The 23,413-nt window shown below is 60.7% G+C and carries 21 protein-coding genes, 3 pseudogenes and 1 other annotated feature; of the genes and pseudogenes, 12 read left to right on the top strand and 12 right to left on the bottom strand.

The features are described from left to right. Window positions 1–36: 36 nt before the first annotated feature. From H143_RS20040 to H143_RS0105665, 6 genes are all read right to left on the bottom strand, one after another. Window positions 37–1,725 carry a hypothetical protein gene (locus H143_RS20040; RefSeq protein ID WP_231378460.1) on the bottom strand — a complete coding sequence of 563 codons (1,689 nt, stop codon included), beginning with the start codon at window positions 1,723–1,725 and terminating at the stop codon, window positions 37–39. A 43-nt stretch (window positions 1,726–1,768) separates the two neighbouring features. Beyond that, on the bottom strand, window positions 1,769–2,155 hold the full coding sequence (locus H143_RS0105695; protein ID WP_019937272.1) for a GtrA family protein: 387 nt from the start codon (window positions 2,153–2,155) through the stop codon (window positions 1,769–1,771). Continuing rightward, window positions 2,155–3,090, bottom strand: coding sequence for a glycosyltransferase (locus H143_RS0105690; RefSeq protein ID WP_026349767.1), 936 nt, complete (start codon window positions 3,088–3,090; stop codon window positions 2,155–2,157). The genes H143_RS0105695 and H143_RS0105690 overlap by 1 nt, the downstream gene beginning before the upstream one ends. 140 nt (window positions 3,091–3,230) lie before the next feature. Then, a protein-coding gene (locus H143_RS21960; protein WP_155803332.1) for an IS5 family transposase occupies window positions 3,231–4,089 on the bottom strand; the annotation gives its coding sequence in 2 pieces (ribosomal slippage) (window positions 3,231–3,678 and window positions 3,677–4,089; 861 coding nt in all). Window positions 4,090–4,276: 187 nt separating this feature from the next. Continuing rightward, window positions 4,277–4,564 (bottom strand): helix-turn-helix domain-containing protein, encoded by a 288-nt coding sequence (locus H143_RS0105670; protein ID WP_019937269.1) that lies wholly within the window; start codon window positions 4,562–4,564, stop codon window positions 4,277–4,279. A gap of 3 nt (window positions 4,565–4,567) precedes the next feature. Next, window positions 4,568–4,882, bottom strand: a complete 315-nt coding sequence (locus tag H143_RS0105665; RefSeq protein ID WP_019937268.1) for a type II toxin-antitoxin system RelE/ParE family toxin — start codon at window positions 4,880–4,882, stop codon at window positions 4,568–4,570. A gap of 291 nt (window positions 4,883–5,173) precedes the next feature. On the opposite strand from H143_RS0105665, the gene H143_RS0105660 reads away from it, so the two are divergent. The 3 genes and pseudogenes from H143_RS0105660 to H143_RS21955 all read left to right on the top strand — a co-directional run bounded on the left by H143_RS0105660 (window position 5,174) and on the right by H143_RS21955 (window position 6,328). Then, window positions 5,174–5,425 (top strand): DUF3077 domain-containing protein, encoded by a 252-nt coding sequence (locus H143_RS0105660; RefSeq protein ID WP_019937267.1) that lies wholly within the window; start codon window positions 5,174–5,176, stop codon window positions 5,423–5,425. Window positions 5,426–5,444: 19 nt separating this feature from the next. Then, a pseudogene (locus H143_RS22880) lies at window positions 5,445–5,648 on the top strand (IS3 family transposase); the annotation flags it as partial. Beyond that, complete coding sequence (locus H143_RS21955; protein ID WP_231378550.1) at window positions 5,573–6,328, top strand: IS3 family transposase; 756 nt, start codon at window positions 5,573–5,575, stop codon at window positions 6,326–6,328. The pseudogene H143_RS22880 and the gene H143_RS21955, both read left to right, overlap by 76 nt. After that, window positions 5,729–5,845: a sequence feature (AL1L pseudoknot), on the top strand. It overlaps the preceding gene by 117 nt. Window positions 6,329–6,355: 27 nt before the next feature. On the opposite strand, the gene H143_RS0105645 is transcribed toward H143_RS21955, so the two are convergent. After that, window positions 6,356–7,536 (bottom strand): IS3 family transposase gene (locus H143_RS0105645; protein WP_155803331.1). Its coding sequence is split into 2 segments (ribosomal slippage): window positions 6,356–7,248 and window positions 7,248–7,536, totalling 1,182 coding nucleotides; the frame shifts between segments, so codons are not numbered across the junction. Between the two features lie 107 nt (window positions 7,537–7,643). On the opposite strand from H143_RS0105645, the gene H143_RS0105635 reads away from it, so the two are divergent. The 6 genes and pseudogenes from H143_RS0105635 (at window position 7,644) to H143_RS0105610 (ending at window position 11,446) form a co-directional block, all read left to right on the top strand. Beyond that, window positions 7,644–8,969: an IS4 family transposase gene (locus H143_RS0105635; protein ID WP_019937262.1), complete on the top strand. Its 1,326-nt coding sequence runs from the start codon at window positions 7,644–7,646 to the stop codon at window positions 8,967–8,969. Between the two features lie 67 nt (window positions 8,970–9,036). Then, the gene (locus tag H143_RS0105630; protein WP_019937261.1) at window positions 9,037–9,249 is read left to right on the top strand and encodes a hypothetical protein; all 213 of its coding nucleotides are present in this window, start codon (window positions 9,037–9,039) and stop codon (window positions 9,247–9,249) included. A gap of 140 nt (window positions 9,250–9,389) precedes the next feature. Next, window positions 9,390–9,482, top strand: a pseudogene (locus H143_RS22375) (IS5/IS1182 family transposase); the annotation flags it as partial. Window positions 9,483–9,722: 240 nt separating this feature from the next. Beyond that, window positions 9,723–9,992, top strand: a pseudogene (locus H143_RS0105620) (IS21 family transposase); the annotation flags it as partial. 129 nt (window positions 9,993–10,121) lie between these two features. Next, the gene (locus H143_RS0105615) at window positions 10,122–10,346 is read left to right on the top strand and encodes a TIGR02450 family Trp-rich protein (RefSeq protein WP_019937258.1); all 225 of its coding nucleotides are present in this window, start codon (window positions 10,122–10,124) and stop codon (window positions 10,344–10,346) included. Between the two features lie 26 nt (window positions 10,347–10,372). After that, window positions 10,373–11,446: an NAD(P)/FAD-dependent oxidoreductase gene (locus tag H143_RS0105610; RefSeq protein ID WP_019937257.1), complete on the top strand. Its 1,074-nt coding sequence runs from the start codon at window positions 10,373–10,375 to the stop codon at window positions 11,444–11,446. A gap of 114 nt (window positions 11,447–11,560) precedes the next feature. On the opposite strand, the gene H143_RS20030 is transcribed toward H143_RS0105610, so the two are convergent. Next, window positions 11,561–13,216 (bottom strand): PAS domain-containing methyl-accepting chemotaxis protein, encoded by a 1,656-nt coding sequence (locus tag H143_RS20030; protein ID WP_033365387.1) that lies wholly within the window; start codon window positions 13,214–13,216, stop codon window positions 11,561–11,563. 229 nt (window positions 13,217–13,445) lie between these two features. Beyond that, the gene (locus tag H143_RS0105600; RefSeq protein WP_081627006.1) at window positions 13,446–14,555 is read right to left on the bottom strand and encodes a TQO small subunit DoxD; all 1,110 of its coding nucleotides are present in this window, start codon (window positions 14,553–14,555) and stop codon (window positions 13,446–13,448) included. A gap of 183 nt (window positions 14,556–14,738) precedes the next feature. On the opposite strand from H143_RS0105600, the gene waaC reads away from it, so the two are divergent. The 3 genes from waaC (at window position 14,739) to H143_RS20025 (ending at window position 21,495) form a co-directional block, all read left to right on the top strand. Then, window positions 14,739–15,698: a lipopolysaccharide heptosyltransferase I gene (gene waaC / locus H143_RS0105595; protein ID WP_019937254.1), complete on the top strand. Its 960-nt coding sequence runs from the start codon at window positions 14,739–14,741 to the stop codon at window positions 15,696–15,698. A 192-nt stretch (window positions 15,699–15,890) separates the two neighbouring features. Further along, the gene (locus H143_RS0105590) at window positions 15,891–18,254 is read left to right on the top strand and encodes a bifunctional diguanylate cyclase/phosphodiesterase (protein WP_019937253.1); all 2,364 of its coding nucleotides are present in this window, start codon (window positions 15,891–15,893) and stop codon (window positions 18,252–18,254) included. Window positions 18,255–18,261: 7 nt separating this feature from the next. Then, window positions 18,262–21,495, top strand: coding sequence for a CHASE domain-containing protein (locus H143_RS20025; RefSeq protein WP_019937252.1), 3,234 nt, complete (start codon window positions 18,262–18,264; stop codon window positions 21,493–21,495). A 24-nt stretch (window positions 21,496–21,519) separates the two neighbouring features. Here the strand turns inward: H143_RS20025 and H143_RS22645 are convergent, their stop codons facing one another. From H143_RS22645 to H143_RS0105570, 3 genes are read right to left on the bottom strand one after another with little or no spacing between them, the layout of a single operon-like run. Beyond that, window positions 21,520–21,663: a hypothetical protein gene (locus H143_RS22645; RefSeq protein ID WP_019937251.1), complete on the bottom strand. Its 144-nt coding sequence runs from the start codon at window positions 21,661–21,663 to the stop codon at window positions 21,520–21,522. A 47-nt stretch (window positions 21,664–21,710) separates the two neighbouring features. Beyond that, complete coding sequence (locus H143_RS0105575; RefSeq protein WP_019937250.1) at window positions 21,711–22,514, bottom strand: type III pantothenate kinase; 804 nt, start codon at window positions 22,512–22,514, stop codon at window positions 21,711–21,713. Continuing rightward, on the bottom strand, window positions 22,511–23,368 hold the full coding sequence (locus H143_RS0105570; protein WP_033366097.1) for a biotin--[acetyl-CoA-carboxylase] ligase: 858 nt from the start codon (window positions 23,366–23,368) through the stop codon (window positions 22,511–22,513). Before H143_RS0105570 ends, H143_RS0105575 begins: the two co-directional genes overlap by 4 nt. Window positions 23,369–23,413 lie beyond the last annotated feature (45 nt).

Raw genomic sequence — 23,413 nt, 5'->3', positions numbered from 1 at the left:
TCGCCGCCCCCTGGGGGTGATCTATGGAGGCGACAACTATTCTGCCGCGGGGGGGGCGTGAACAAGACCAATTTTCAATTCTGATATATAGCACCACTGGTAAGGATAAGTGCCTGATCCAATATGCCCAAGATAGGTCCGACAGGATTCTTTATTAAGTTTGAACCCATAGCTCAATAGTACAGACTTGGCCGTGTTCTGTTCTATCGCATCCTTAGTTATGTTTTCCACGCCCTGACGCCAGTAGCCTGGAATCAATGCATAAGTCGTTCCTCCACGTGTCATAACTATATGATGAATTTTTTCATCATATGCAGGCATTGCCCGCGGAAAGGGACCTTCAAGCGAGGCAAACGCAAGCTTATCCGGAAACATGGGAACCAACCAGGCCATTGGTGGATCCCCCGACGTTAGAAGAACGGTAGCTTTCGTCGGTTGTGCAATCGCAGGCACATCGACTGAAAACATTTTCCAAGCCCAACGATCATGTCCCCACGTATGCGCACCCCCGATAAGAACACCAAGCGAACTGATCGTAAGCAACACGGTGGATACTTTTTGTGCCCGATACCTTCCCAAAATCTGAGTGAACAGCAGATAGAGAAAGAGAGGTGCGCAGATTTCAATGGATACCAGGTAGCGCTGAATGCTGAAAAGTTTCATCCACAACAGGTACCCGATGCAGACATAGACAACAACGTATCCAGTTGGAGTGGTAAATTCTGGGACATTTTCGATATTGCGACGACGTCGTAGAAAAACCGTGGCAAGCCACCACCAAAAGACGATATACGCAATTGCCCATATTGCCTGGTGCAGCCTGATTTGCCCGGTACGCTCGGAGTCGATAGAAAAAACGAACGGAAAAACCAGGGCCTCCCAAAACGAATGAGGGAACCACTTGGCATCGACGGCACCGACAGGATAAGTCAGAGGGCTAGGGAAAATTGAGCTGTATTGTGGATAAATCGGATTCCCGTACATGTGCCACATCTTGAAGAGCCAGAATCCGCCTGTCGTGGCCAATCCTAGCAGTACGCCCAGACCGAATATGAACGCAACACGTAGTCTCGCCGACGCCGATAGAGAGACAAACAGCAGCCCCGCGCACAATGCGGCAGAGTAAACCACGGTAGTGAGTTTCAACCCTGCGCCGAGACCAGAAACCACCCCTCCCATTAGGATGATCAGTGCGACGCGAAAATTGAACTTACCCATTTGCGGCAACACGGACAGGATGATCAGCAGGGAAGCAAGGCTGAAGAGCGACGTGGTGTTGTCGCCCATAGAATTACCAATCCCTGACATAAAATTGGCGGTAAAGCACCCCGACAACGCTAGCCAGAATGCCGTTCGATTACGACATGGAGTCGGCAAATCGGCCAGTACTCGATGGCAGATTGCGAGAATCAGCACGAAATTGCATCCATGCAGTACCCCCATCGCGAACCCGACGAATACAGCCGGTAGCGACATAGCCATTATGTAATAGGGGATATCGAGCAGAGGATTGAAATAGCTCTGCATGGCGGCCGGAGCCAAGTCGATTGTTAGTTTTCCATGTAACGCAGCAAACGCGTTGTACAGATGGTAGTTACGTAGATCCCAATTTGAATCAGCGCCTTGCATCAAGGAGTAGACGCCAAAAACCAGCGGAACTATCCAGCACGCGATCTTCAGCGAGCGCTTTTGACTCATGTCCGGAAGGAAGCGGGAAAATGACATTTATCAGACTTGGTTATATCGTCGATATGAATGAAGATTTTGCTTATCGCCTGAACACCCAGTGCTTCGCCGCGAAAAAATTCACGAATATTCCCGCGATAGATCCGAACGCCACCCCAATGAGAGGTACAAAGCGTCCGTTGTGAAGGTGGATGACGATAAGTGAGTAGGTCACATAGTTGACGCTTGCGCCACCAAGCATCGAACAAAAGTAGCGCCACCATTCGGCAAAAATTGATTTCGCGGCTTGCTGGCGAAACGCATGGCGACGATTGATGACCCAGGTTGTCCAGACTGCAGCAAGAAAGGACAATCCTCTTCCCGAAAAAAAATTGAATCCACAGGCGAGCGCCGCGTAGAGCACCGCGACATCCACTAAAAAGCCAATTGCTCCTGCAATCGCAAACAGCGCAAACTGCCTGTTGATCATCAAGAACCAGGCCCAGGAATCATTAAATAGGCAAGCTGTTTCGCCTCGATGCGACCGCGGGTCACGGTATCAAGAATCAAGCCACAGACAAGAAACAACATGCCGAGCAACATAAGCGCGGCACACAACATGGCTGTTGGATATCGCGGAACAAGTCCAATTTGGAGATAGGTAACGAACAATGGAATAGCAAGTACGATAGAAAACAGCGCACAGATTGCCGCGCCCAACGAAAAAAACGTCAATGGTTTCTCAGTTCTGAAAAGCCTGGCGATCATGACGAGGATACGGAATCCATCGCGATAGGTATTGAGCTTACTGGCGGATCCTTCGGGACGCGCCTTGTAGACGGTAGTGATTTCCCCCACGGGCATTCGTAGTTCCAGGGCATGCACGGTCAGCTCAGTTTCTGTCTCGAAGCCAGATGCATGTGCGGGGAATGACTTGACGTAGCGCCGGGAGAATACACGGTAACCCGAGAGCATATCTGTGAACGTGTCGCCAAACACCGATGCGACGCATCGAGTAAGTAAGATGTTGCCGAACTGATGCCCGAATCGATAAGCGGCCTGCTCTTCGCTTTTCCGCGCTCCGACGACCATATCGAGTCCTTCAGTTCGCAGTTTCTCGATCATCTGCACCGCCGCTTCAGCAGCGTAGGTGCCATCACCGTCAACCATGACGTAAATGTCCGCCTCAACATCGGCGAACATGCGGCGAATCACGTTCCCCTTGCCTCGCAGACGCACCTCTCGAATCATCGCACCAGCTTCACGCGCGCATTTGACAGTGTCGTCAGTCGAATTGTTATCAAACACGTATATCAATGCATCGGGTAGCACACGTTGAAAGTCGCTGACAACGTCCGTAATGGTTTGAGCTTCATTCAGACATGGAATCAGAACAGCAATACGACACGGCGTTGAGAGGTTCATTTATCTAAAATTTAGGATTGAATCGCTGATATTGAATTATAGAATGTCGCAGTGGGCAATACTGTGCGTTGCAGCGCACTCGTTCGATGGCACCGAGGCAATTGACGTGCCGGTGCTGGCGGTAGGCGCCATCTAAGAACTTATCCGTAAATTATATTGACGCTGGCAGGTACTTTGCGAAAGGCGATGATTGCCGCGGCAAGGTGGTTGAGGGCGACGAAGCTACGCTCGAGTTTCTCGTAGCGCACGAGCAGCTTGCGGAAGCGATTGAACCAGCTATGGCAGACCTCGACGACCCAGCGCCGTGCCTTCTTGGTCGGATCGTGCTGCTTGATGTCGGCTTCGGTACGTCGACCGACGACATGAGGGATGTAGCCGTTGCGCTCGATAGTGCGAAGGTGCTCGGCCCCACGGTAGCCCGCGTCGGCGCACAGATGCTTGTTTCGCCGATGCGGCGGCCCCTTGCGCCTGACGACGATGGTGGTGAGCACCTCGTCAAGCCGCTTGCAGTCATGGACGTTCGCCCCGGTCACGACGAGCGACAACGGGACACCACGGCCGTCCACCAACAGGTGGCGCTTGCTGCCTTTTTTTTCCCCGATCGGTCGGGTTGGGGCCGACGGCTTGCTGCGCTAGCGGCGCTTTCATCATCGCGCCGTCGACACTCTGCCAGCGCCAGGCAATGCCCTGCATCTGGTCGTACTCGGCCAGGCCCGCCTTCCACAGGGCTTGGAAAAATCCCGCGGCCTCCCACTCAAGGAATCGCTTGTGGATGGCGCTTGCACTGCCGAAGCGCTCCTTGGGTAGCGCTTTCCACTGGCAGCCCGTGCGCAGCACGTAGACGATCGCCTCGAACACCAGCCGAGCCGGCTTGGGTGGCCGGCCAGCCCCTGGCTTGCGTACATAGATCTTGTCTGCGGCCGAGCGCGCAGGAATCAACGGCTCCACCCGCCGCCAGAACTCATCGGTCACCACCCACGACTCAACACGTTTGGCCAAAATGTCGATCCATCGCCGCGCCCAATGCGGCTCAGTTCGGCATTTTACCTATTTACGGATAAATTCTAAGTCTGGTCGAACGGCTGCAGTCCGTGCCCCTTGTCTTCGGCTTAGTTGCGGCGAGTCCCCTACGTTTAAAAGAGATAGCTCATAGGCTCTACTTTCCGCGCATGCCGCCGGCCTTGTGTTATGCGGCTTCGAGCGCCAAGCGTGGATGCATTCCGGCCCTGACCGCAAGAGCCATCAACATATCGAGGCTGAACTTGTCCCATTTGCCGCGCACCAGGTCGGATACGCGCGGCTGACCGATGCCCAATACTGTCGCTGCCTGTGCTTGCGTCCAGCCACGCGCCTCGATCGTCTCGCGCAGCGATGCCATGAGGTCCGCACGCAGCTTGAGCAGCGTAGCCTCTTCGCTGGAAAAGCCGAGATCGGTAAACACGTTGCCGCTCGATTCGATGATGGTTTCATTCATAGCTCAACCTCCGATTTGCCGGTAGCGGCGCGCTGCAATCTCAATGTCCGTCTTGGGGGGCTTCTGTGTCTTTTTCTGGAAAGCGTGCAGTACGTACACTGCATCCTCGAACTTCGCCACGTAGACCACGCGCCACTCCCCTTCAACGTGGATGCGCACTTCATAGGCCCCGGGCCCGACGGTTACCAGCGGTTTGAAGTCCGAGGGCATCAACCCGCGCTGTATGGCATCCAACTCAAATCCGGCATGGCGCCGAGCCTCAGCAGGGAAGTTACGCAAATCGTCCTGCGCGGAGCCAATGAAGCGGAGGGGTTTCATGCAAATGATTATATAAGCACTTAGATATTGACGCACGTCGCGTCCAGTCGCATAATTTTGACTCGCCCGCGAAACATCGTGGGCCTGGTTTGACAGCCAGAAATACTCAAGGCGGACGTTCCGCCACCCGGCGGATTTTTTACGTCCGTAGCCGATGCACGCCTTCTATGGGCGGCAGCGGTGGGAGCCTTCGGGCTGCCGGTTTCCTTGAGTGCCGGTCTGTCAACCCGCCGTCTGCTGCCCACCCGTTTGACAGCGGGAACAGCTTCAACGCTACTCAAGGAGGCCATCATGGCTAACCATCACTCGCGCACGTCTGCGCAATCTTTCTTTCCTCTCGGATCAAAAGGTGACCATCTTTTCAGCGTCAGGGCTGGCGCGTCGGTAGAAGACGTCTTGAATCAGGTCCATTGCATTTTGCTTTCGGCCTTGGAGGTTGCGCTGGAGACTGCTCGCGCTGCCGATACCTCGAAAGCCTGGGCCACGGTCTATCTGCTCGAGATGGCGCAGGCTGAACCGCCCCGGGTTTTGCGGAGGCTCTAACTCTTGAGAGAATAGAGCCATGAGCAAGAGCAATACGAGCAAGTTTTCCCCGGAAGTGCGTGAACGGGCGGTGCGCCTGGTGCAGGAGCACCGTGCGGACTACCCATCGCTGTGGCTGGCGGTCGAGTCGATCGCGCCGAAGATTGGCTGTTCATCGCAGACCCTGCTGACCTGGGTCAAGCGCCAGGAGATCGACAATGGCAAGCGCGAAGGGCTGACAAGCAGCGAACGCGACGAGCTCAAGCGGTTGCAGCGCGAGAACAAAGAGCTGCGCCGAGCCAACGATATCTTGCGCACGGCCAGCGCTTTTTTCGCGCAGGCGGAGCTCGACCGCAAGTTCAAGCTGTAAACGCCTATATCGACCGGCACCGCGATGCTTACGGGGTCGAGCCGATCTGCAAGGTTTTGCAGGTTGCCCCGTCCGCTTACCGGCGCCATGCTGCCCGCCAGCGCGATCCGTCGCTGCGCAGCGCCCGCGCCCAACGCGATGACCATCTCAAGCCCCAGGTCCATCGGGTTTGGCAGGAAAACCTGCGGGTGTACGGCGCGGACAAGGTCTGGCGGCAGCTGAACCGCGAAGGTATTGTGGTGGCCCGCTGCACGGTCGAACGTCTGATGCATGCCCAGTGTCTGCAAGGCGTACGGCGCGGCAAGCGGGTGCGCACCACGGTGCCCGATGAAACAGCCGTGCGCCCGCTCGATCGGGTGAACCGTCAGTTCTGGGCCGATCGACCCAATCAGCTCTGGGTCTCGGACTTCACCTATGTCTCGACCTGGCAAGGCTGGCTGTACGTGGCCTTCGTCATCGATGTCTACGCCCGGCGCATCGTCGGCTGGCGCGTGAGCACTTCCATGACAACCGACTTCGTGCTTGATGCCTTGGAGCAAGCCCTCTATGACTGACCCTGTCTCGTTTCCACGTACATCAAGTCATGCAGCCGAACGGGCATTCTCCCATGCGACAGGGGCGAGGAAGCCGTTGGCCGAGTGCAGGCGCTGGCGGTTGTACCAGCCCTCGATCCAGTCGACGATGTCTAGCCGCGCCTGCGCCCGCGTTTCGTAGCGTACCTGGTAGACACGTTCGACCTTCAGCGTCTTGAAGAAACTCTCCATCGGTGCGTTGTCCCAAGCATTGGCCCTGCGGCTCATAGACATCGTGATGCCCAGGCCGGCCGCCAACGCTCGGTAGCGCCCGCTGGCATACTGCGATCCGCGATCGGTATGTACGAGCAGACCCTTTTCGGGCTTGCGTTGCCACCAGGCCGATTGCAGCGCGGCGCATACCAAGCCCGCATCGATGGCCTCGGACATCGACCACCCCACGATCCGCCGGCCTGCCAAGTCCATCACTGCCGCAAGATACAGCCAGCCCTCGCCGGTGGGCACATACGTGATGTCGGCCACCCAGGCTTGGTCGGGCTGCCAGCCATCGAAACGTCGATCCAGCAGGTTCGGCGCCACCGGCAGGCGGTGGGCCGAGTCGGTAGTCACCACGAACGGCCTTCTGTACACCGGCCGCAGCCCTTGGCGCCGCAGGCTTTTGCGAACCCGCTCGGCACCGACGATCTGGCCCTGCTGGCGCAGTCTTTGCACGATTCGAGGACGTCCGTAGCTGCGGCGGCTGGCCTGGTGGAGAGCGGCCACCTTGGCATCCAGGGCCTGATTGGCCAACGCCCTCTTGCTGGGCGGGCGCACGCGCCATTGGCAGTAGCCGCTGCGCGAGACACCCAGCACGCGGCACAACCGGCTAACAGGGTACTGGTCGCGATGTTTGTCGATCCAGGCGTACTTCATCGCGACACTTTGGCGAAGTACGCCGTCGCTTTTCGCAGGATTTCTACATCCAGCTTCGCTTCGGCCAATTCCCGGCGCAGGCGGCTGTTCTCCGCCTCCAACTCACTGATGGGGCGACGGGTAGGCGCCTCCCCCGCGACTGCCCCTACGCCGGTGCTGGCCGAGGCAACGCTCCGCCTTGACCAGTTTCCCAGCGTGGCCACCGGCACGCCAAGGCGCCGTGCCGCTTCGTGCCCGCCCACCGAGGCCGCGAGCCTGACAGCCTCTGCCTTGAATTGCTCTGTGTACTGCCTCTTGGGCAGCCTGCCTTCTTTCATCTCGATTCTCCGTACCTTTGAAGTTAACAACTTCTTGATGTACGTGAAATCGAGGCAGGGTCAGTCGCCGTAAGATGCCGGCCTGACAAGGATTCGATGTGACAACCATGAGCTGGGCGGCGAAAGAATTCAAGGATATTGACCTGGGTGATCAGCGCTTGAACAAACGGGCGGTGCGGCTGGCGGAGCGATTGGCGGAGAAGCCTACGGCGAGCATTCCCGGTGCGTGCGGCGGTTGGGCGGAAACGGCGGCGGCCTACCGCTTTCTAGCGCAAGAGGAGTTAGCGTGGAGCGATATCCTTGCGCCGCATTGGCAATGCGCGCGTGAGCGGATGCGCACTGAGCCGGTCGTGTTGTGTATCCAGGACACGACGGAATTGGATTTTAACGGACAAGCGATAAATGGTTTGGGGCCGCTATCGTACGAAGCGCAACGCGGCATGTACCTGCATCCGACCTATGCGGTCACGCCGGCCCGCGAGCCGCTGGGCGTCCTTGATGCATACATGTGGGCACGCACACCCAAAGACGCGGACGGCGAGCGCAGTGACATCAAGGAAAGTACGCGCTGGATTGAAGGCTATGAACGCGTGGCCGAACAGGCGGACGCGCTGCCGCAAACGCGTTTGGTCTACGTGGCTGATCGCGAATCAGACATCATGGCGTTGATGGTCAAGGCTCGGGAACTGGGCCATCCGGCGGACTGGTTGATTCGCGCACAACATAACCGCAGTCTGCCCGATGGCGGCAAATTGTGGGACGAGGTGGTGCGGAGCGAGCCGCTCGGTGAGATTCGCTTCCACTTGCCATCGCGAGCCGGACAGGCAGCACGCGATGTGCGGCAACAGCTGCGGGCGCAATCGGTGGCGTTGCCGGATGGTCAAGGTGGCGTTCTCGCTGCGACCTGTGTCATTGCTCATGAAGTCGGCGCACCCGCCGGCGTTGAACCGGTGCAATGGCGGCTGCTGAGTAATCGGGTGGTCCACGGCCTGGAGGCGGCGGTCGAACTGATTGACTGGTATCGCGCACGCTGGGAAATCGAGATGTTCTTCCACGTGCTGAAGAACGGCTGCCGCGTGGAAGCCTTGCAACTGGCCACGGTCGAGCGGCTGGAGCGGGCGTTGGCGTTGTTTATGGTGGTGGCGTGGCGCATCGCCCGGCTGATGCGACTGGGTCGCACCTGTCCCGAGCTGGAGGCCGAACTTCTGTTTGAGCGCGACGAATGGCGGGCGGCGTACATCCTTCACAAGAAGAAGCCACCGAAGACACCACCTTGTCTCAACGAGGTGATTCGACTCGTCGCCATGCTCGGCGGCTTCCTTGGCCGCAAGGGTGACGGCGAACCCGGCGTGAAAACACTTTGGCAGGGGTTACAGCGCGTGATCGATTTTGCCTCTGGACTCAAATACGCACGCGAACTTCAGGACGAGTGAGTTGTGTGTAATGGAATGCGTCAAAAGGCCAAGGAGATGAGTCATGAATAAGCTCTCACCCACTGAAATGGCTTGGTTCATCGGAAATTCGCTTCTCGGCGCGGCGCGCCTGGCCGAATCGAGAATCGACGGTGACGAAACTCAGGATCGTATCGAAAGAAGCCGCCTATTTTGCCTGCTCGAACAACTGGCGCTCTTGGCTGAAGGCCTGGGCAACGAACTGAGCGAGCGTGAAATGCCCAGTACGGATACCTGCGATGCGGAGGTGGGTCATGAGTAAGCCCACCATGAGCCCTGCAGAAAGCATCGGCCGCATCGTGGCTTTGGCCAGGCTCGGCGAAGACGTCGCGGCGCAGGCATCCGAATCGCTGGGCCACGCTGTCGAAAAGATGCAGGGTGAGCACCTGCCCGAAATCCTGGCGCGAGAGTCCACCGTCGCGGCGCCACAAGCACCTGTGCGCAGACGCCAGTTATCGCGGTGCCGACAACGCTCGCACCATCGAAAGGCATGATTACTGGGTATTTCGGCTGAACATGAACGCAGATTTCGGCGGATCGTGAACAGCTGATTCGGGTGAGCGTGAACACGGATTTCGTTCGAACGTGAACGATTTTGTCTGTGTCCGGAATTGCTGTTCACGATGCCGTAACGGCGCCGTATGACGGCGTGACGGTGTTGCGCATAGGACCCACTCACGTGGGTATCGTCTGGACTTTTGTCCGGAGAAGACGATGCCCGCGCCAAGGATGACTATGCGTAAGATCAAAGACGTATTACGTCTGAAACTGGAGGCCGGACTCACACACGAGCAGGTCTCGGCGGCGTTGCGTATTTCCAAGGGCGTGGTGACCAAGTATCTGACGCTGGCCAGCGCGGCCGGACTGGATTGGGTCGCCATGGCCGCCATGGACGAGAGTGAACTGGAGCGACGCCTGCTTGCCAAACCTGTTCGGCAATCGGACTATGTGATGCCGCACTACGGCCGCGTCCACCAGGAGCTGCGGCGCAAGGGCATGACGCTGATGTATCCCTGTTGCGGCAGTGCAAGCGCAAAACTACTCTTATGACATAGTAAGACTAAGTGTTGGAGGTACGCTTTGACGGCGTTGCCGCCGATAATGGCGGGCGCTTGCTCCGGCAACAACCGACCCATGACCCTGCACCTGAACCCGCGCAAGCTGCTGTTGAGCAAATGGACCGCGCTTGCGCCCAAGAACAAGGAAAAGCACTTCCTGGTGGTGCGCGTGCTGGTGCCCGATGATCCGCTTGTGCCCATCACCGAGGTGGAGCTGGAGGCGGTCTACAGCGGGCGCAGCCGCGTCATTGCCTGGAAAACGCTGACCGACACGACCGTCTGGCGGCAAGGCTGGTGTTGATCCGCATCTACCCGACTTCGCGACCTATGACTCTTTCGATTGCCATTATCGGCGCCGGCCTGGCCGGCCTGTCGTGTGCCGTTGCCCTGCGCGAGGCCGGGCACCATGTCAGCGTTTTTGAAAAAAGCCGCGGGGCGGGCGGCCGCCTGAGCACCCGTCGCAGCGAGCCCTGGCAGGCCGATCACGGCGCACAGTACTTCACCGCGCGTCATCCCGATTTTCAGCGCGAGGTGCAGGCGTGGCTTCAGGCCGGCGTGGCGGCCGAGTGGCCGGTTGTGCCCGTGGTGCTGGGCGGCGATCGGCCCCCATCCCACGACGCGCCGGTGCGTTACGTGGGCGTGCCCGGCATGTCGGCCCCGGCCAAGCGGTTGGCCCAAGGGCTGGACCTGCACACCAGCCAGACCATCCAGGCGCTCGAGCGTGATGGCGACGGCTGGCGGCTGCGCAGCGCCGAGCAGGGCTTGCTGCCCGAGGTCTATTCGCACGTCGTCGTGGCGATTCCCGCGCCGCAAGCCGCGCCGCTGCTGGCGCACGCCTGCCCGCCGCTGTCGGCCGCGGCCGCTGCCCAGACGATGCAACCGTGCTGGACGGTCATGGCCCAGTTTGCCGCGCCGGTATCGCTGGGCTTTGAGGCAGCCTTTGTCAACGCCGGCCCGCTGCGCTGGCTGGCCCGCGATCGCAGCAAGCCGGGACGCAGCGGGCAGGAGTGCTGGGTGCTGCAGGCCAATGCCCAGTGGAGCGTCGCGCATCTGGAAGACGACGCGCAGCAGGTGGGCCGGCGCCTGCTGGCCGCCTTTGGCGAGCTGGGCGCACCGGCGCCGCAGTCGTTTACCGTGCATCGTTGGCGCTACGCCGACTGCCACGCGGGCAATCTCGGCAGCGCCTGGGATCCTGAACGCGGCATCGGCCTGTGCGGCGACTGGCTGCACGGCGGCAAGGTGCAGGGCGCCTGGTTGAGCGGCCGCCATCTGGCGCGGCAGGTGTTACAGGGCGTTCAGGCCGCGAATTCATGCGCGCGTACCGGGACACCTTCCATCAACTGTCCAAATGAGTCCGTGCAAGTGGGGCAATCGCCAGGTACTGCGCTTCGTGCACGATGAGAGCCTGGCCCAGCAGGGTGGCGCGCCCGGCCCGCGCGACAAGGGGCTCCTGAATTCGGCCTTGTCTCGTGCACTGAACCGGGTTGCCTACGGCGATGCCCCCGGAGGTTGCAATCAACCCGGAAGCGCCAGTCTCGAAGAGGTCGCGATGACCGGCTGCTTGTGCTGCTTATGCTGCTTACGTAGTTCGATCGCATCGACTTGCGACAAACTGACGTCCTCATCGTTCAGGTGGAATACCCGGATAGCGCTGTGTACTTGGGTTACCTGATCATCCAGTGAGCTTGCCGAGGCGGCCAACTGCTCGACCATCGCCGCATTTTGCTGCGTGATGTCATCGAGCTGCGTGACGGCGGCATTGACTTGCGAGACGCCGGTGGACTGTTCCTTGCAAGCGGTGTTGATTTGTTCCAGTAACCCCATCACTTGCTTGACTGAATCGATCACTTCGGTCATGCGTTCTCTGGCCTGCTCGGTTCGTTGATCGCCCTCGGCTACCCATTGAGAGGATTCTTCGATCAGCGCTTTAATTTCCTTGGCCGCCTGGGTCGTGCGATGGGCCAGCGCGCGCACCTCGCTTGCCACAACCGCGAAGCCCTTGCCTTGCTCGCCCGCGCGTGCGGCCTCCACGGCTGCGTTGAGCGCCAGGATATTGGTCTGGAATGCGACCCCTTCAATCACTTGGATAATGTCGCCGATGCGCCCGGAGGCCTGATTGATGTTTTTCATCGACTGCACCACATTTTCTACGGCCATGTGGCCGCGCTCGACTGCCGCGCTGGTGGTTTGGGCGACGCTTGCGCCTTGCTCGGCCAAGGTCGCCGTGTTTTGCACGGTACCGTTGATCTGATCCATGGCGGCCGCGGTCTGCTCCAGGCTGCTCGATTGAGATTCGGTGCGCGAGGACATGTCCTGGTTGCCGGCGGCGATTTCCTGTGAGCTGCTGCGCAGATTCACGACTTCGTCCTGCACGTCGCGCACAACCGTGCGAATGGATAAGGACATCTGCGCCAAGGCAAGCTGAATCCGGGCGAACTCTCCCTTGCCGCCGGTTTCGATGTCGCCGGAAAAATCGCCCGCCGCGAGTCGATTGGTCGTGCTCAGCACGCCGTTGAGGGGTCGAATAACCATGCGTATTTGCAGGGTTGCCATCACCAGCGCGCAAACCAGAACCGCGACGATATCGACCCAGGCCGGGTTTCTGTTCCATACCAAAAATGCCGGAAGCGCTGCCGCGATCAGCGTCGTCAGAAAAAACCGACCGCGCAGCCCCATGGTCAGTATTCGCCTGAGCCGGCCCACCAGGGTATTTTTCATAAGCTCACCATGGCGCAATACATGCGTGAGCCGGCCGCGATCTGCTTCTCTACGCATCTTGGCATAGAGGTGCTCGGTGTCCTGGATCTCTTGCGGTGTCACGTGTGTGCGCACCGACAGATAGCCGATGATCTCATCGCCGTTGCGCATGGGCGTCGCATTGGCGCGTACCCAGTAGTAGTCGCCGTTCTTGCGGCGATTTTTGACCAGGGCAGTCCAGGGCAGACCGGACTGAATGGTTTCCCACATGTCTCGAAAGGCTTCAGCCGGCATGTCGGGGTGCCGAACCAGGTTATGGGACTGCCCGAGGAGTTCAGCCTGCGTATAACCACTTACTGCAATGAAGTTGGTGTTGCAGTAAGTGATACGCCCCTTCAGATCCGTAATCGAAATTAGGGTCTGGTCGGAAGGAAAGTCATAGCCCTGCTGGGTAACAGGCAGATTCATTCGCATCGTTGTCTCCTGGGCAAATCATGAAGCGCTGAGTAGTTCAAGGTTGAACGTTTTTGTTAGGCACTTTCACGGATGATCGTTAAAGATCATGCTGACCTGCGCGGGCAAAAGAGATGCTGAGTGTGTCCGCGAATCTTGCAAATAGTATCTGCTTATTTCTATCGAACACACTCTACTGCAATTGTAAATTAATGTAAGGCCTCGAAAAATCAAAGATGCCGAATGTTTTTTAATTCGCGGCGTGCGGCTGCACCGGCGCCTTGAACACCCGGTTGTCGATGGTTTGCAGGGTCAGGACGGATCCCGCTGCAATCGCCTGCCCCGGGACCGCGGGCAGCGTGATGGTGGCGCGCGCGCCCATGTTCGCCGCCAGGCCCATCAGGGCGGGCTTGAACTTGTTGTAGGCGTAGTCGTTCACGATGGCCGATTGCGGCAGGTGGGCCAGGGCGTCCGGGCCCCACGCTTGCTGGACCTTGCCCGAGGCATCGAGCAGCTTTGCATCGACGATGTGCGCCGGGGCTTCCGGCGTGCCCCCGTCCAGATAGACCGTGAAGGTGACGCTGCCGTCGGCGGACGACGTGGCATGCGTGATGGTCAGGTGATGCACGGTCGCGCTGGTCGGGCCGGAATGGAACGGCGTGAGAATCGAGCCACGATAGTAGTTGTAGGTCAGCATGACGAAGGCCATGGTGACGACGGTCAGCGTCAGCGCGAGAGGACGCAGCACCTTGGACGCGAGCGGGCCGCTCGCCATCCAGGTAAACCAGGGCTTGGCCGCCAGGTCGGGCTTGCGGCGCGCGATCACGGCATCGAGGGACCATGCCGAGCTGCCGGCCAGGAACAGCGCCACGCCCATGCCGAAATTGCAGGCCGCCATCGTCCATTCGTCGATGCAGGTCGCGCCTTGCCAGCCATAGAGCAGCATCAGGACAAAGCTCAGGCCCATGGTCGCCAAGGCGGAAAGACGGGTGAGCAAGCCCACCATCAGGAACAGGCCGAAGAACAGCTCGATGGCGCTAAAGACGATGATGCTGCTATAGAGCAGCGCGAAGTGCCGCAGCAGGAAGTCGACGATGTGGCCGGTGCCGAGCAGGGCGCCGGGCATGGCGCTCTGGAATTTGTTGGCCATCCAGCTGGCGGCATGCGGGTCGAGCTTCTGCGGGGCGTAGATGAATCGGCGCGATCCGCCGCCCCAATAGATAAAGCCCTGGACGAATCGGACGGCCAGCATGGCGTAGGCCATGAGCGCCCATGCGCCGGAGGCGGCCAGCCCCGGTTCGTTCGCGGCATTCTTGGGCAACAGTGAGGTTTCGTGAAGGACTGCTCGGGTCGATGTCATGATTGGGCTCCTGAAAGATCGCCGCAATAAATTTCTTTTAGTAATAAATATATATCTAAATGGTATTTCATAAAAAACCTTGATGCAAGCGTGGTTAAGGAGGCCGCAGAGGACGGCCGAGCCGGTTCCGGGGCGCGAGTCGCCGGTGCTGAGGTACTATGTGCGGCCATTTCGCCGCCCCCTATGTCCACCCGCATCCTTATCGTCCGTACGTCTTCGCTGGGGGATATCGTCCATACCCTGCCGGCGATTTCGGATATCGCGCGCTATGTCCCTGGCGCGCGGATCGACTGGGTCGCGGAAGAGGCGTTTGCCGAAATTCCGGCCTGGCATCCGGCGGTGAACGAGGTGATTCCCATCGCGCACCGCCGCTGGCGCAAGACCTGGTGGCGCGAGAGCACCCGCCGTGAACGCAGCAAGATCGTCGATCGCCTGCGCGGTGTGCGCTACGACGTGGTGCTGGACATGCAGTCGCTGCTCAAGTCGGCATGGCTGGCGCGGCAGGCTCAGGGCACCCGGCACGGGCTGGACTGGCAGTCGGCCCGCGAGTCGATGGCCTCTTTGTTCTACGACGTGCGGCACCGGGTGTACTTCTGGCAGCCCGCGGTGGTGCGCCAGCGCCTGCTGGCCGGGCTGACGTTCGGCTACGCGTACGCCGGCGAGCCCGATTACGGCCTGCAGGGCTTTCTGGCCCAGGCGCGCGGCAAGCGCAATTACGCGGTGATCATGCCGTCGGCCAGCCGTGACGACAAGCTCTGGCCCGAGCAGGATTGGCATGCCGTTTTCGAGCGCCTACGCAACGAGGGCTGCGTCTTGCGCGTGCTGGCCGGCAATGCCGCGGAAACCGCGCGCGCGCAGGCCCTGACTGCCGGGCAGGAGGGGGTGCAGGTCATGCCGCGCATGAACCTGACCGGCGTGGCCACGCTGCTGGCCGGCGCGCGCATGATGGTGGGCTTGGATAGCGGCGTGACGCATTTGTCGGCGGCATTGGGACGCCCGACGGTGGGGATCTACTGCGCTTCTTCCCCGGTGCGCACGCCCTTGATCGGCTCGGCCTATACCGCCAGCCTGGGCGAGCAGGGCGCGCCGCCCTCGCGCGATGCGGTGCTGGCGGGCGTGGAGCAGGCGCTGGCGGAGCAATAGGCGGCCGGATCGGTAGGGTGTGTTCTGTGTGGCGGCGTGCTTGGCACGCCGTTTTTCATGGTCGGTCGCGACGGTGCGCTGTCGGGCGAGGATTTGAATTTAAGAAATAGTTTGAAAAAAAATGATATAAATTGCTCGAAAATAGGCTTCGTTCCCTGGTAGGCGGCTTATGTCGAAAGTGGTGATTGGTCCATGAAAGATTCCATCCAAACCCAAACGGCAACGCCTTTGCCGGACGACGCAAACGAGGCTCAGGCAGGCAAGGCAGGCATCGATCCCGCGGCCGACGTGCACGCGCCCGTGCCCACGCCCCGCGGCGTGCGGCAGGATGACGCAGCGGACACGGCGCGCATTCTGGTGGTCGATGACAATGCCGACATGCTGGATGTCTACCAGAAAATATTGAGTCCTCCAGGCTCCGACCGCTCGAAGCGCTTGAGCGTTCTTGAAAACGCGCTGTTTGAGGCCGAGTCCGCGGCCGAGCCGGCGCAGGAGAACCGGCATTTCGCGCTGGATCTGGTGTCCGACGGCAAGACGGCGCTTGCGCATGTGATCGCGGCGCGCGAGCAGAACCGACCCTTCGCCATGGCATTCATGGACGTTCGCATGCCCGGCGGTTGGGATGGCATTGAAACAGTGCGCCAGCTGTGGCGCGTCGATCCGGATATTCATGTCGTGCTCTGTACGGCGTATTCGGATTATTCGTGGGAGCAGATGCTCGCCCAGCTGACGCATCCCGACCGCTTTGTGGTGTTGCGCAAGCCGTTTGACGTAACGGAGGTGCGCCAGCTCGCCCGTTCGTTTTGCGAGCGCTGGATCAAGCTGCGGCGAGAGCGGGACCGGATGCGGGTCATGGTGCAGCGATTCAGCCAGGAGAGCCAGAAGGCCAGGCAGGCGCTCGAAGCCTCGGTGCGGCGCACCAAGCGCATTCTCGAATGCGACGGCGACGTGGCATTCGTATTCGATAGCCAGTGGTGCGTAACCTATATGAGCCAGACCGCCGAGGCGGCGTTCGGCTTGGGGGAAGACCAGGTGCTGGGCCAGAACTTCTGGCGGGCGATTGCCGGCTCCGAGCACACCGAAACCTATCGGATCAGCCACGATGCGGTCCAGTCGCAGACAGCGCGCAAAACGGTCGAATTTTGCAGGGTGCTCAATCAACTGATCGAGGTGGCGGTCTACCCTTATGGCGATGAGGTGTATCTATGCATCCGCAACCTGGCCGACCCTGCCGAGGGCGCAGCCGCGCGCGAGGCGTCCGAGGCGGCGATCCACAACGATCGCCTGACCGGGTTGCCCGACCGGCTCTCGGCATTGCGCTACCTGCACCATGTGCTCGATAGCCGGCGCGCAGAGGACGGCCCCTTGGTCGTGCTCAATTGCGACATCGACCGGCTGCGCGAAATCAACGAGCTGGTCGGTTACGACGATACCGACACCTTTCTTGCCGAACTCGGCCGCCGTATTCGGGCCTTTGCCGCAGGCCGCGCGTTTGCGGCGCGGGTCAGCGGGGGCGAGTTTTTATTTATTTTGCGGGGCGACGACGCGAGGGCGCCACGTCCCTGGGCCGACCGGCTGCTGCAGACGCTGACCGAGCCGTTCGTCGTCAACGGCGTCAAGCTGGAGGCATCGCTCAGTGTCGGCTTTGCCGAGCAGACCCGCCAGTATGAGACCGCGGGCGACCTGATGCATAACGTCCTGGCGGCCTTGGCGCTTGCCAAAGCCGATCGCGGCGGCGGCGTGCGGTGTTACGAGCGCGAAGCCGGGGCCGACCGCCACGCCAAAATCGAACTGCGCCAGGAGATGACGCTTGCCCTGGGCGCCGCCGACGATTTGCGGCTCTATTATCAGCCCCAATTGTGCCTGAGGACCGGTCGGCTCTACGGCGCGGAAGCTCTCATCCGCTGGCGGCATCCGCGCTGGGGCATGCTGGCGCCGGCCGATTTCATCGGCGTGGCCGAAGAGAGCTCGCTTATCTTGCGAATCGATGCCTGGGTGATCGACCGCGCTTGCCGGCAGATCGCCGACTGGAGACGCCGCGGGGTCGTCAAAGACGATTTTGTCGTGTCGGTCAATATTTCACCCCGGGGCATGTGCGACGAACAGTTTGTCAAAATCGTGCAGCAGGCCGTCGAGCGCTATGGTGTGCCCGCGGCGCGCATCGAGCTGGAGATTACCGAGAACATGATGATGCGCGATCTCGAGCAGGCGGTCAGTTCGCTCAACGCGCTCAAGGCCATTGGAGTGCGCGTGGCCCTGGACGATTTCGGCGTTGGCTATTCCAACCTCGACTACATCAGGAATTTTCCGATCGACAAGCTGAAAATCGATCGGGGATTTGTGAAGAACCTTGAGAAAGACGCGCGCTCGCTGCTGCTTGTCGAAGCCATAATCAAGCTTGCGAAATCACTCGATCTTTGCGTGGTGGCCGAGGGGGTGGAGAACGAATTTCAACGCACTTTTCTGCAAGAGAGCGGCTGCGATCTCGTGCAAGGGTATCTGACGGGCAGGCCGCTGGCCGTGGACGTGTTTGAAAAATTCTCCCAAGAGCACTGATTTCATCATGAAATGGATCGACCGCCGAGCGCACTCGGCGTGGCGCCTGGGCGCGGCCGCCGCTTCGCTTGTCACGCTGGTGCTGCTGCTGGCCGCCACGCTTTGGCTTTGGACAAACGCCGAGCGTGATTCAAACCGCGTTGCGCGGCAGTCGTTCGATTACCAGGTCAACCGGAACCGATTCTCGATTGAGCAGCGTCTTCTCGCTTATCGGGAGACCTTGCTCGGAGCAGCCGGTCTTTTCGATGCGAACGGCGATATGACCCGGCAGGCCTGGCACGCTTATGTTCAAGCGCTGCGAATCGAACACAATTATCCGGGTATTCAGGCACTGGGATTCGCTGTGCAAATTCCCCCCGATGGTTTGGCGGCGCATATTCGCGCGATTCGCGCCCAAGGGTTTCCCGATTACACGGTCTACCCTCCCGGTGTTCGGCCGGACATGACCGCGGTCGTTTTCGTCGAGCCTTTCGATTGGCGAAATCGGCGTGCGTTTGGCTATGACATGTTGACCGAGCCCGTGCGCCGCGAGGCAATGCAGCGCGCACGCGATACTGGCCAAGCCACTGCTTCGGGGAAAGTCACTCTGGTGCAGGAGACGAAAACGGGCGTGCAGAACGGGTTTCTCATGTACGAACCCGTATACCGCGGTGATGCGTCGCCGTTGACCAAGGCAGCGCGGCGCGCGCAACTTTTTGGCTACATTTATGCCGCGTTTCGCATGAACGACCTCATGAGCGGCATTCTGGGGCAGGACGATGTGTCCAAGACGCATGTCGAAATTTTCGACGGCGGCGATTTGTCGGCAACGCACCTGTTGTACGACAGTGTCATGGCGACGGATCCGGGCGCGTCCGTGCCGGCTTCAGCTCGCCCCGCATTCATGAAGGTAGTGCCCATTGAGTTCGGAGGGCGAGTCTGGACTTTGAAGTTCACGTCCTTGCCCAAGTTCGACGCCGCCATCGACGTGCAAAAGCCACGCCTCATTCTTGCCGCCGGATCGCTGATCAGCGTGTTGATGGCCTTGGTGATCTGGTCGCTGCTTGTCAGCAAGGAGCAGTCGATCGGTTTGATCAATGCCAATCACAAGCTCACCGATGAAATCGACGAGCGGATTCGTCTTGAGACCGAATTAAAGCAAGCCAAAGAGGCCGCCGAAGCCGCCAATGAGGCAAAAAGCGAGTTCCTGGCCAATGTCAGCCATGAATTGCGTACCCCGCTCACTTTGATTTTGGCGCCCGCCAGCCAGCTGTTGGCCACAACCGAGCCGCCTGGGAATTGGCGTGTCCAGATCGAGAGATTGCAGCGCAACGCGCTCATATTGCTCAATCGCGTGAACGAGCTGCTCGATTTTTCGAAGGCGCAGGCCGGAAAATTCAAGGCGCATATCGAAGCGGTAAATCTGACTGAACTCGTCGATATGCTGGCGGGCGATGCCGCGGTCGTTGCGGCGTCGATGGATTTGACGCTGGAGTGGTCGGTGGACGCCGAAGTGGGCACGGTGTTCATGGACCGAGAGCATCTGGAGCGCATCTTGCTCAATCTCATCGGCAATGCCTTGAAATTCACGCCGGCGGGCGGAACGATTCGCGTCGATGCCCGCGCCGTCGATAACGAAAAATTCGAATTGCGCGTCCAGGATACGGGCATCGGCATTGCGGCCGAAGATTTCGCCATTCTGTTCGAGCGCTTTGCCCAGGTGGACACGTCCGCGACCCGTCGCAACGGCGGCACCGGCATCGGTCTGGCGCTGGTCAAAGCGCTGACGACATTGATGAAAGGAGAAATCGCGGTTCATAGCCGGGTCGGGGAGGGAACCGAGTTCGTTCTTGAATTTCCTCGGCTTTCGCCGCAGGCTGCCGAGCAGCAAGCGTCCGATGCGCCGGCCGAGATCACCACGCCGCTGCAGCAAGCGCTGCGGCAGGCCTATTTCACCGAAGGCCTTGCGGGGCGCACGCGCGAGGACGTGGAAATTCCGTCGCCCGACGGCACGCCAGGCAAGCTGGTGCTTGTGGCGGACGACAGCGCCCAGATGCGCGCTTACATACGGGAATTGCTGTCCGACGCGTGGAGCGTCGTTTGCGTCGAGGACGGCGAAAAGGCCTGGCATGCCCTCTTGACCCGGCCGTTCGACATTGTGGTTTCGGATGTAATGATGCCGCGACTTGACGGGCTGCAACTGGCCGAGCGCATGAAGAGCAACAGTGCGCTACGCCATATTCCCATCATTTTGCTCACGGCCCGTGGCGATAGTCTCTCGAGTTCGTCCGGACTGGACCGCGGCGCGGACGATTATCTTGCCAAGCCATTCGTGCCCGAGGAGTTGCGGGCCCGATTGCGCGCGGCGGCGCGCATGAGCGATGTGCAGGCGACGCTGCGCGAAAAGTCCCGCGAAGCCGGCATGAGCATGCTGGCCACGGGAGTGCTGCACAATCTGGGCAACGTGCTGAACAGCGTGACCACGGGTGCCACCTTGATCAAGGAGCAACTCGATCGCAGCAGCGTGGCCGGCCTGTCGAAAGTGGTTGCGCTGCTCGAGCAGCAAGGCATGGACTTGTCCGGATTTTTCACCCACGACCCGCGCGCGCCCTTGCTGCCGCGCTATATCGCTGAGCTTTCCGGTCAGTTGAACGAGGAAAGGGATATGTTGCTCAAGGAGGCCTCGGTGGTTATCGATTGCTGTGAGCATGCCCGGGAGGTCATCAACAGCCATCGGCAGTTCGCCCAGCCCACCGACGATGTATCGGAAGTTTTGCTGGCGGGCGACCTGATGGACGCGGCTTATAAAATTGCCAGCGCCGCGTTCAATGTGGATGGTGTCCGTGTCGAGCGCCGTTATGAGCCGGCCGTCAGCCTGGTTACGGACCGCCATAAAGTGCTGCAGATCCTGATCAATCTGATCGCCAACGCTTTGCAGGCGATGGCGGATATGCAAGACAAATCACAGCTCGCACTTGCCGTCAAGTCGACGCAGGGCCGCGTCCAGATGATGGTCGAGGACAACGGCGCCGGCATCGATCCGACGCATTTGGCGGTATTGTTCAATCAGCGCTTCACCACGCGTGCCGAAGGCAACGGAATCGGCTTGCATTCCAGCGCCACCTGGGCCCGGGAACTGGGCGGCCAGATGCGCGTGACGAGCAAAGGTATCGGCCATGGTTCGATTTTCGTCCTGGATTTGCCTACGAATCCTCTGATCGAGAAGAACCAGAATCAGGCGCCGGATTACATCGTCATCTGATTTCACTGGCATCCCCTGGGATGCCTAGCGCCCCAGCGCCACCTTGTCCGCGTTCAACTCCTGCACCACGGTGCGGCTTTCATCCCCGGGCCGCACGCCCAGCCAGCCTTGTCCCAGGGCGTAGGCCCAGACATTGGCCAGCAGTATCAACAGGAACAGGATGCGCATGTCGAAGTCCGTTCTTAGGTGATGAGTCTGCCGGGATTATCCCGTATTTATTCCGGCCGTTGCTCGGTTTGCAACACCCACGCGGCCAGTCCGTCCAGCACGGGGCTTTCCACGTAGATCAGCCCGGTGGGTACGCTGCGCGCGGCGCCGGCCTGCGCCAACAGCGTTTCCACTTCGGCGCGTACTTCGGACCAGCCGCCGCCTGTCACGTAGATGTCGGGCGTTGCGCCGAAACGCGTGCGCGCGGCCAGCCACTGGCGCACGAGGGCGCCGGCCTGGGCGGCGGCCACGCCGCTGCTGATGGCCTGGTCGGTATCGGTGGGGTAGGCGGTGGCCAGGCCCTGCGCCAGCGGCAGGTTGGCGGTGCCGTGGGCCAGGGCCGCGCGCATCATGGCCGGGCCGGGCAGGATCAATCCGCCGAGAAAGACGTTTTCGCTGCTGACCGTGTCCAGCGTGGTGGCGGTGCCGAAGCTGGCGATCATCAAGGGCGGGTGCCGCGCGGGCTGGCGGGCCAGCACCCCCAGCATGGCGGCCCAGCGGTCGGCGCCCAGTTGTTCGGGATGCGCGTAGCCATTGCGCAGAATCAGGGTCTGCTTTTCGGCGCGCAGCCATGCGGTGCCGCCGCCGCCGGCCTGTTCGACGACGCGGGCGATGGCATCGCCGCGCTCGGCGCCGGCCACGTTGACGCCGACTGCGCGCGTGGGCTTGGCGGGCAAGGCGCGCAGCCAGTCTGCCAACGCCTGCAGGTTCGCGTGGTCGAAGGCGTGCGTATCGGCCTCGCGGTGTGCCGCGCCGGCAGGCAGCAGGCCGAGCTTGAGGCGGCTGTTGCCGGCGTCGATCAGCAGAATCATGAGAGCGGCCGGATGGAGACCTCGCCCACGATGATGGGCTGAATGGCGCCCTCGGCGGTGCGCAGCAGCAGGCGGCCATGCGCGTCCAGGCCCTGGGCGATGCCTTGCTGCACGATCTTGCCCTGGTCGATGACGTTGACCGGCTGGCCCGCGAGGGCGTCCACGCGGGCATAGCGCCGCGCGAAGGCGCCGAAGCCCTCGCGCTGCACATCGAGCACGGCCTGGTGAAAGCCGTTGGCCAGGGCGCGGACAATTTCGGCGACCCCGACGGCGGCGGGCGCACCGGTCTGGCCCCAGTCGGCGATGGGGCGTTCCAGGGCCTGGGAAAGCGCCTGGGCATCGCGCAGGTTTATGCCGATGCCCACTACGACGGTATGGCCGGCGCCGGGGCCGCCGGGATTGCGCAGCGACTCCACCAGCAGGCCGGCCAGCTTGGCCTGGCCCCATTGCAAGTCGTTGGGCCACTTGACGGTGAGCTGGCCGGCGGCGTCCTCGCCGATCAGCGCGCGCAGGCTTTCGCAGGCGGCCAGGCCGGTCAGCGGCGAAAGGGCCGGCAGCTCGGCCGCGAGCAGTTGCACATCGAAGGCGAAGGACACCATCAGCGCCGCGCCGGCCATGTTCTGCCAGGATCGGCCCATACGTCCGCGGCCGCTGGTCTGCAGATGCGCGCCCAGCAGCCAGGGTTTGTCCTGCGGATGTTCGCGCGCCCGGGCCAGCAGGTCGGCGTTGGTCGAGCCGGTCTCTTTCTTCCAGTCCACTTGCCCGAAGGCCGGCAGCCAGTCCGCCAGCAGGTGCGCGAGCGTGGGCGGGGCGGGCAGGGCCAGGGGCGTGGGCGGGGCGGATGTACGCAGCATGGGCCGATTGTAGGCCGTGATGCGTTTTTTTTTGAAAATCGGCCA

Source organism: Bordetella sp. FB-8, from assembly GCF_000382185.1.
Taxonomy (GTDB): domain Bacteria; phylum Pseudomonadota; class Gammaproteobacteria; order Burkholderiales; family Burkholderiaceae_B; genus Bordetella.
Note: the sequence above shows the minus strand (reverse complement) of the source record. Positions and strands in the feature narration are given on the sequence as shown.

Coding starts and splice junctions, on each gene's coding strand:
- H143_RS20040 (WP_231378460.1), bottom strand. CDS start 1,725: ATGTCATTTTCCCGCTTCCTTCCGGACATGAGTCAAAAGCGCTCGCTG.
- H143_RS0105695 (WP_019937272.1), bottom strand. CDS start 2,155: ATGATCAACAGGCAGTTTGCGCTGTTTGCGATTGCAGGAGCAATTGGC.
- H143_RS0105690 (WP_026349767.1), bottom strand. CDS start 3,090: ATGAACCTCTCAACGCCGTGTCGTATTGCTGTTCTGATTCCATGTCTG.
- H143_RS0105670 (WP_019937269.1), bottom strand. CDS start 4,564: ATGAATGAAACCATCATCGAATCGAGCGGCAACGTGTTTACCGATCTC.
- H143_RS0105665 (WP_019937268.1), bottom strand. CDS start 4,882: ATGAAACCCCTCCGCTTCATTGGCTCCGCGCAGGACGATTTGCGTAAC.
- H143_RS0105660 (WP_019937267.1), top strand. CDS start 5,174: ATGGCTAACCATCACTCGCGCACGTCTGCGCAATCTTTCTTTCCTCTC.
- H143_RS0105635 (WP_019937262.1), top strand. CDS start 7,644: ATGAGCTGGGCGGCGAAAGAATTCAAGGATATTGACCTGGGTGATCAG.
- H143_RS0105630 (WP_019937261.1), top strand. CDS start 9,037: ATGGCTTGGTTCATCGGAAATTCGCTTCTCGGCGCGGCGCGCCTGGCC.
- H143_RS0105615 (WP_019937258.1), top strand. CDS start 10,122: ATGACCCTGCACCTGAACCCGCGCAAGCTGCTGTTGAGCAAATGGACC.
- H143_RS0105610 (WP_019937257.1), top strand. CDS start 10,373: ATGACTCTTTCGATTGCCATTATCGGCGCCGGCCTGGCCGGCCTGTCG.
- H143_RS20030 (WP_033365387.1), bottom strand. CDS start 13,216: ATGCGAATGAATCTGCCTGTTACCCAGCAGGGCTATGACTTTCCTTCC.
- H143_RS0105600 (WP_081627006.1), bottom strand. CDS start 14,555: ATGACATCGACCCGAGCAGTCCTTCACGAAACCTCACTGTTGCCCAAG.
- waaC (WP_019937254.1), top strand. CDS start 14,739: ATGTCCACCCGCATCCTTATCGTCCGTACGTCTTCGCTGGGGGATATC.
- H143_RS0105590 (WP_019937253.1), top strand. CDS start 15,891: ATGAAAGATTCCATCCAAACCCAAACGGCAACGCCTTTGCCGGACGAC.
- H143_RS20025 (WP_019937252.1), top strand. CDS start 18,262: ATGAAATGGATCGACCGCCGAGCGCACTCGGCGTGGCGCCTGGGCGCG.
- H143_RS22645 (WP_019937251.1), bottom strand. CDS start 21,663: ATGCGCATCCTGTTCCTGTTGATACTGCTGGCCAATGTCTGGGCCTAC.
- H143_RS0105575 (WP_019937250.1), bottom strand. CDS start 22,514: ATGATTCTGCTGATCGACGCCGGCAACAGCCGCCTCAAGCTCGGCCTG.
- H143_RS0105570 (WP_033366097.1), bottom strand. CDS start 23,368: ATGCTGCGTACATCCGCCCCGCCCACGCCCCTGGCCCTGCCCGCCCCG.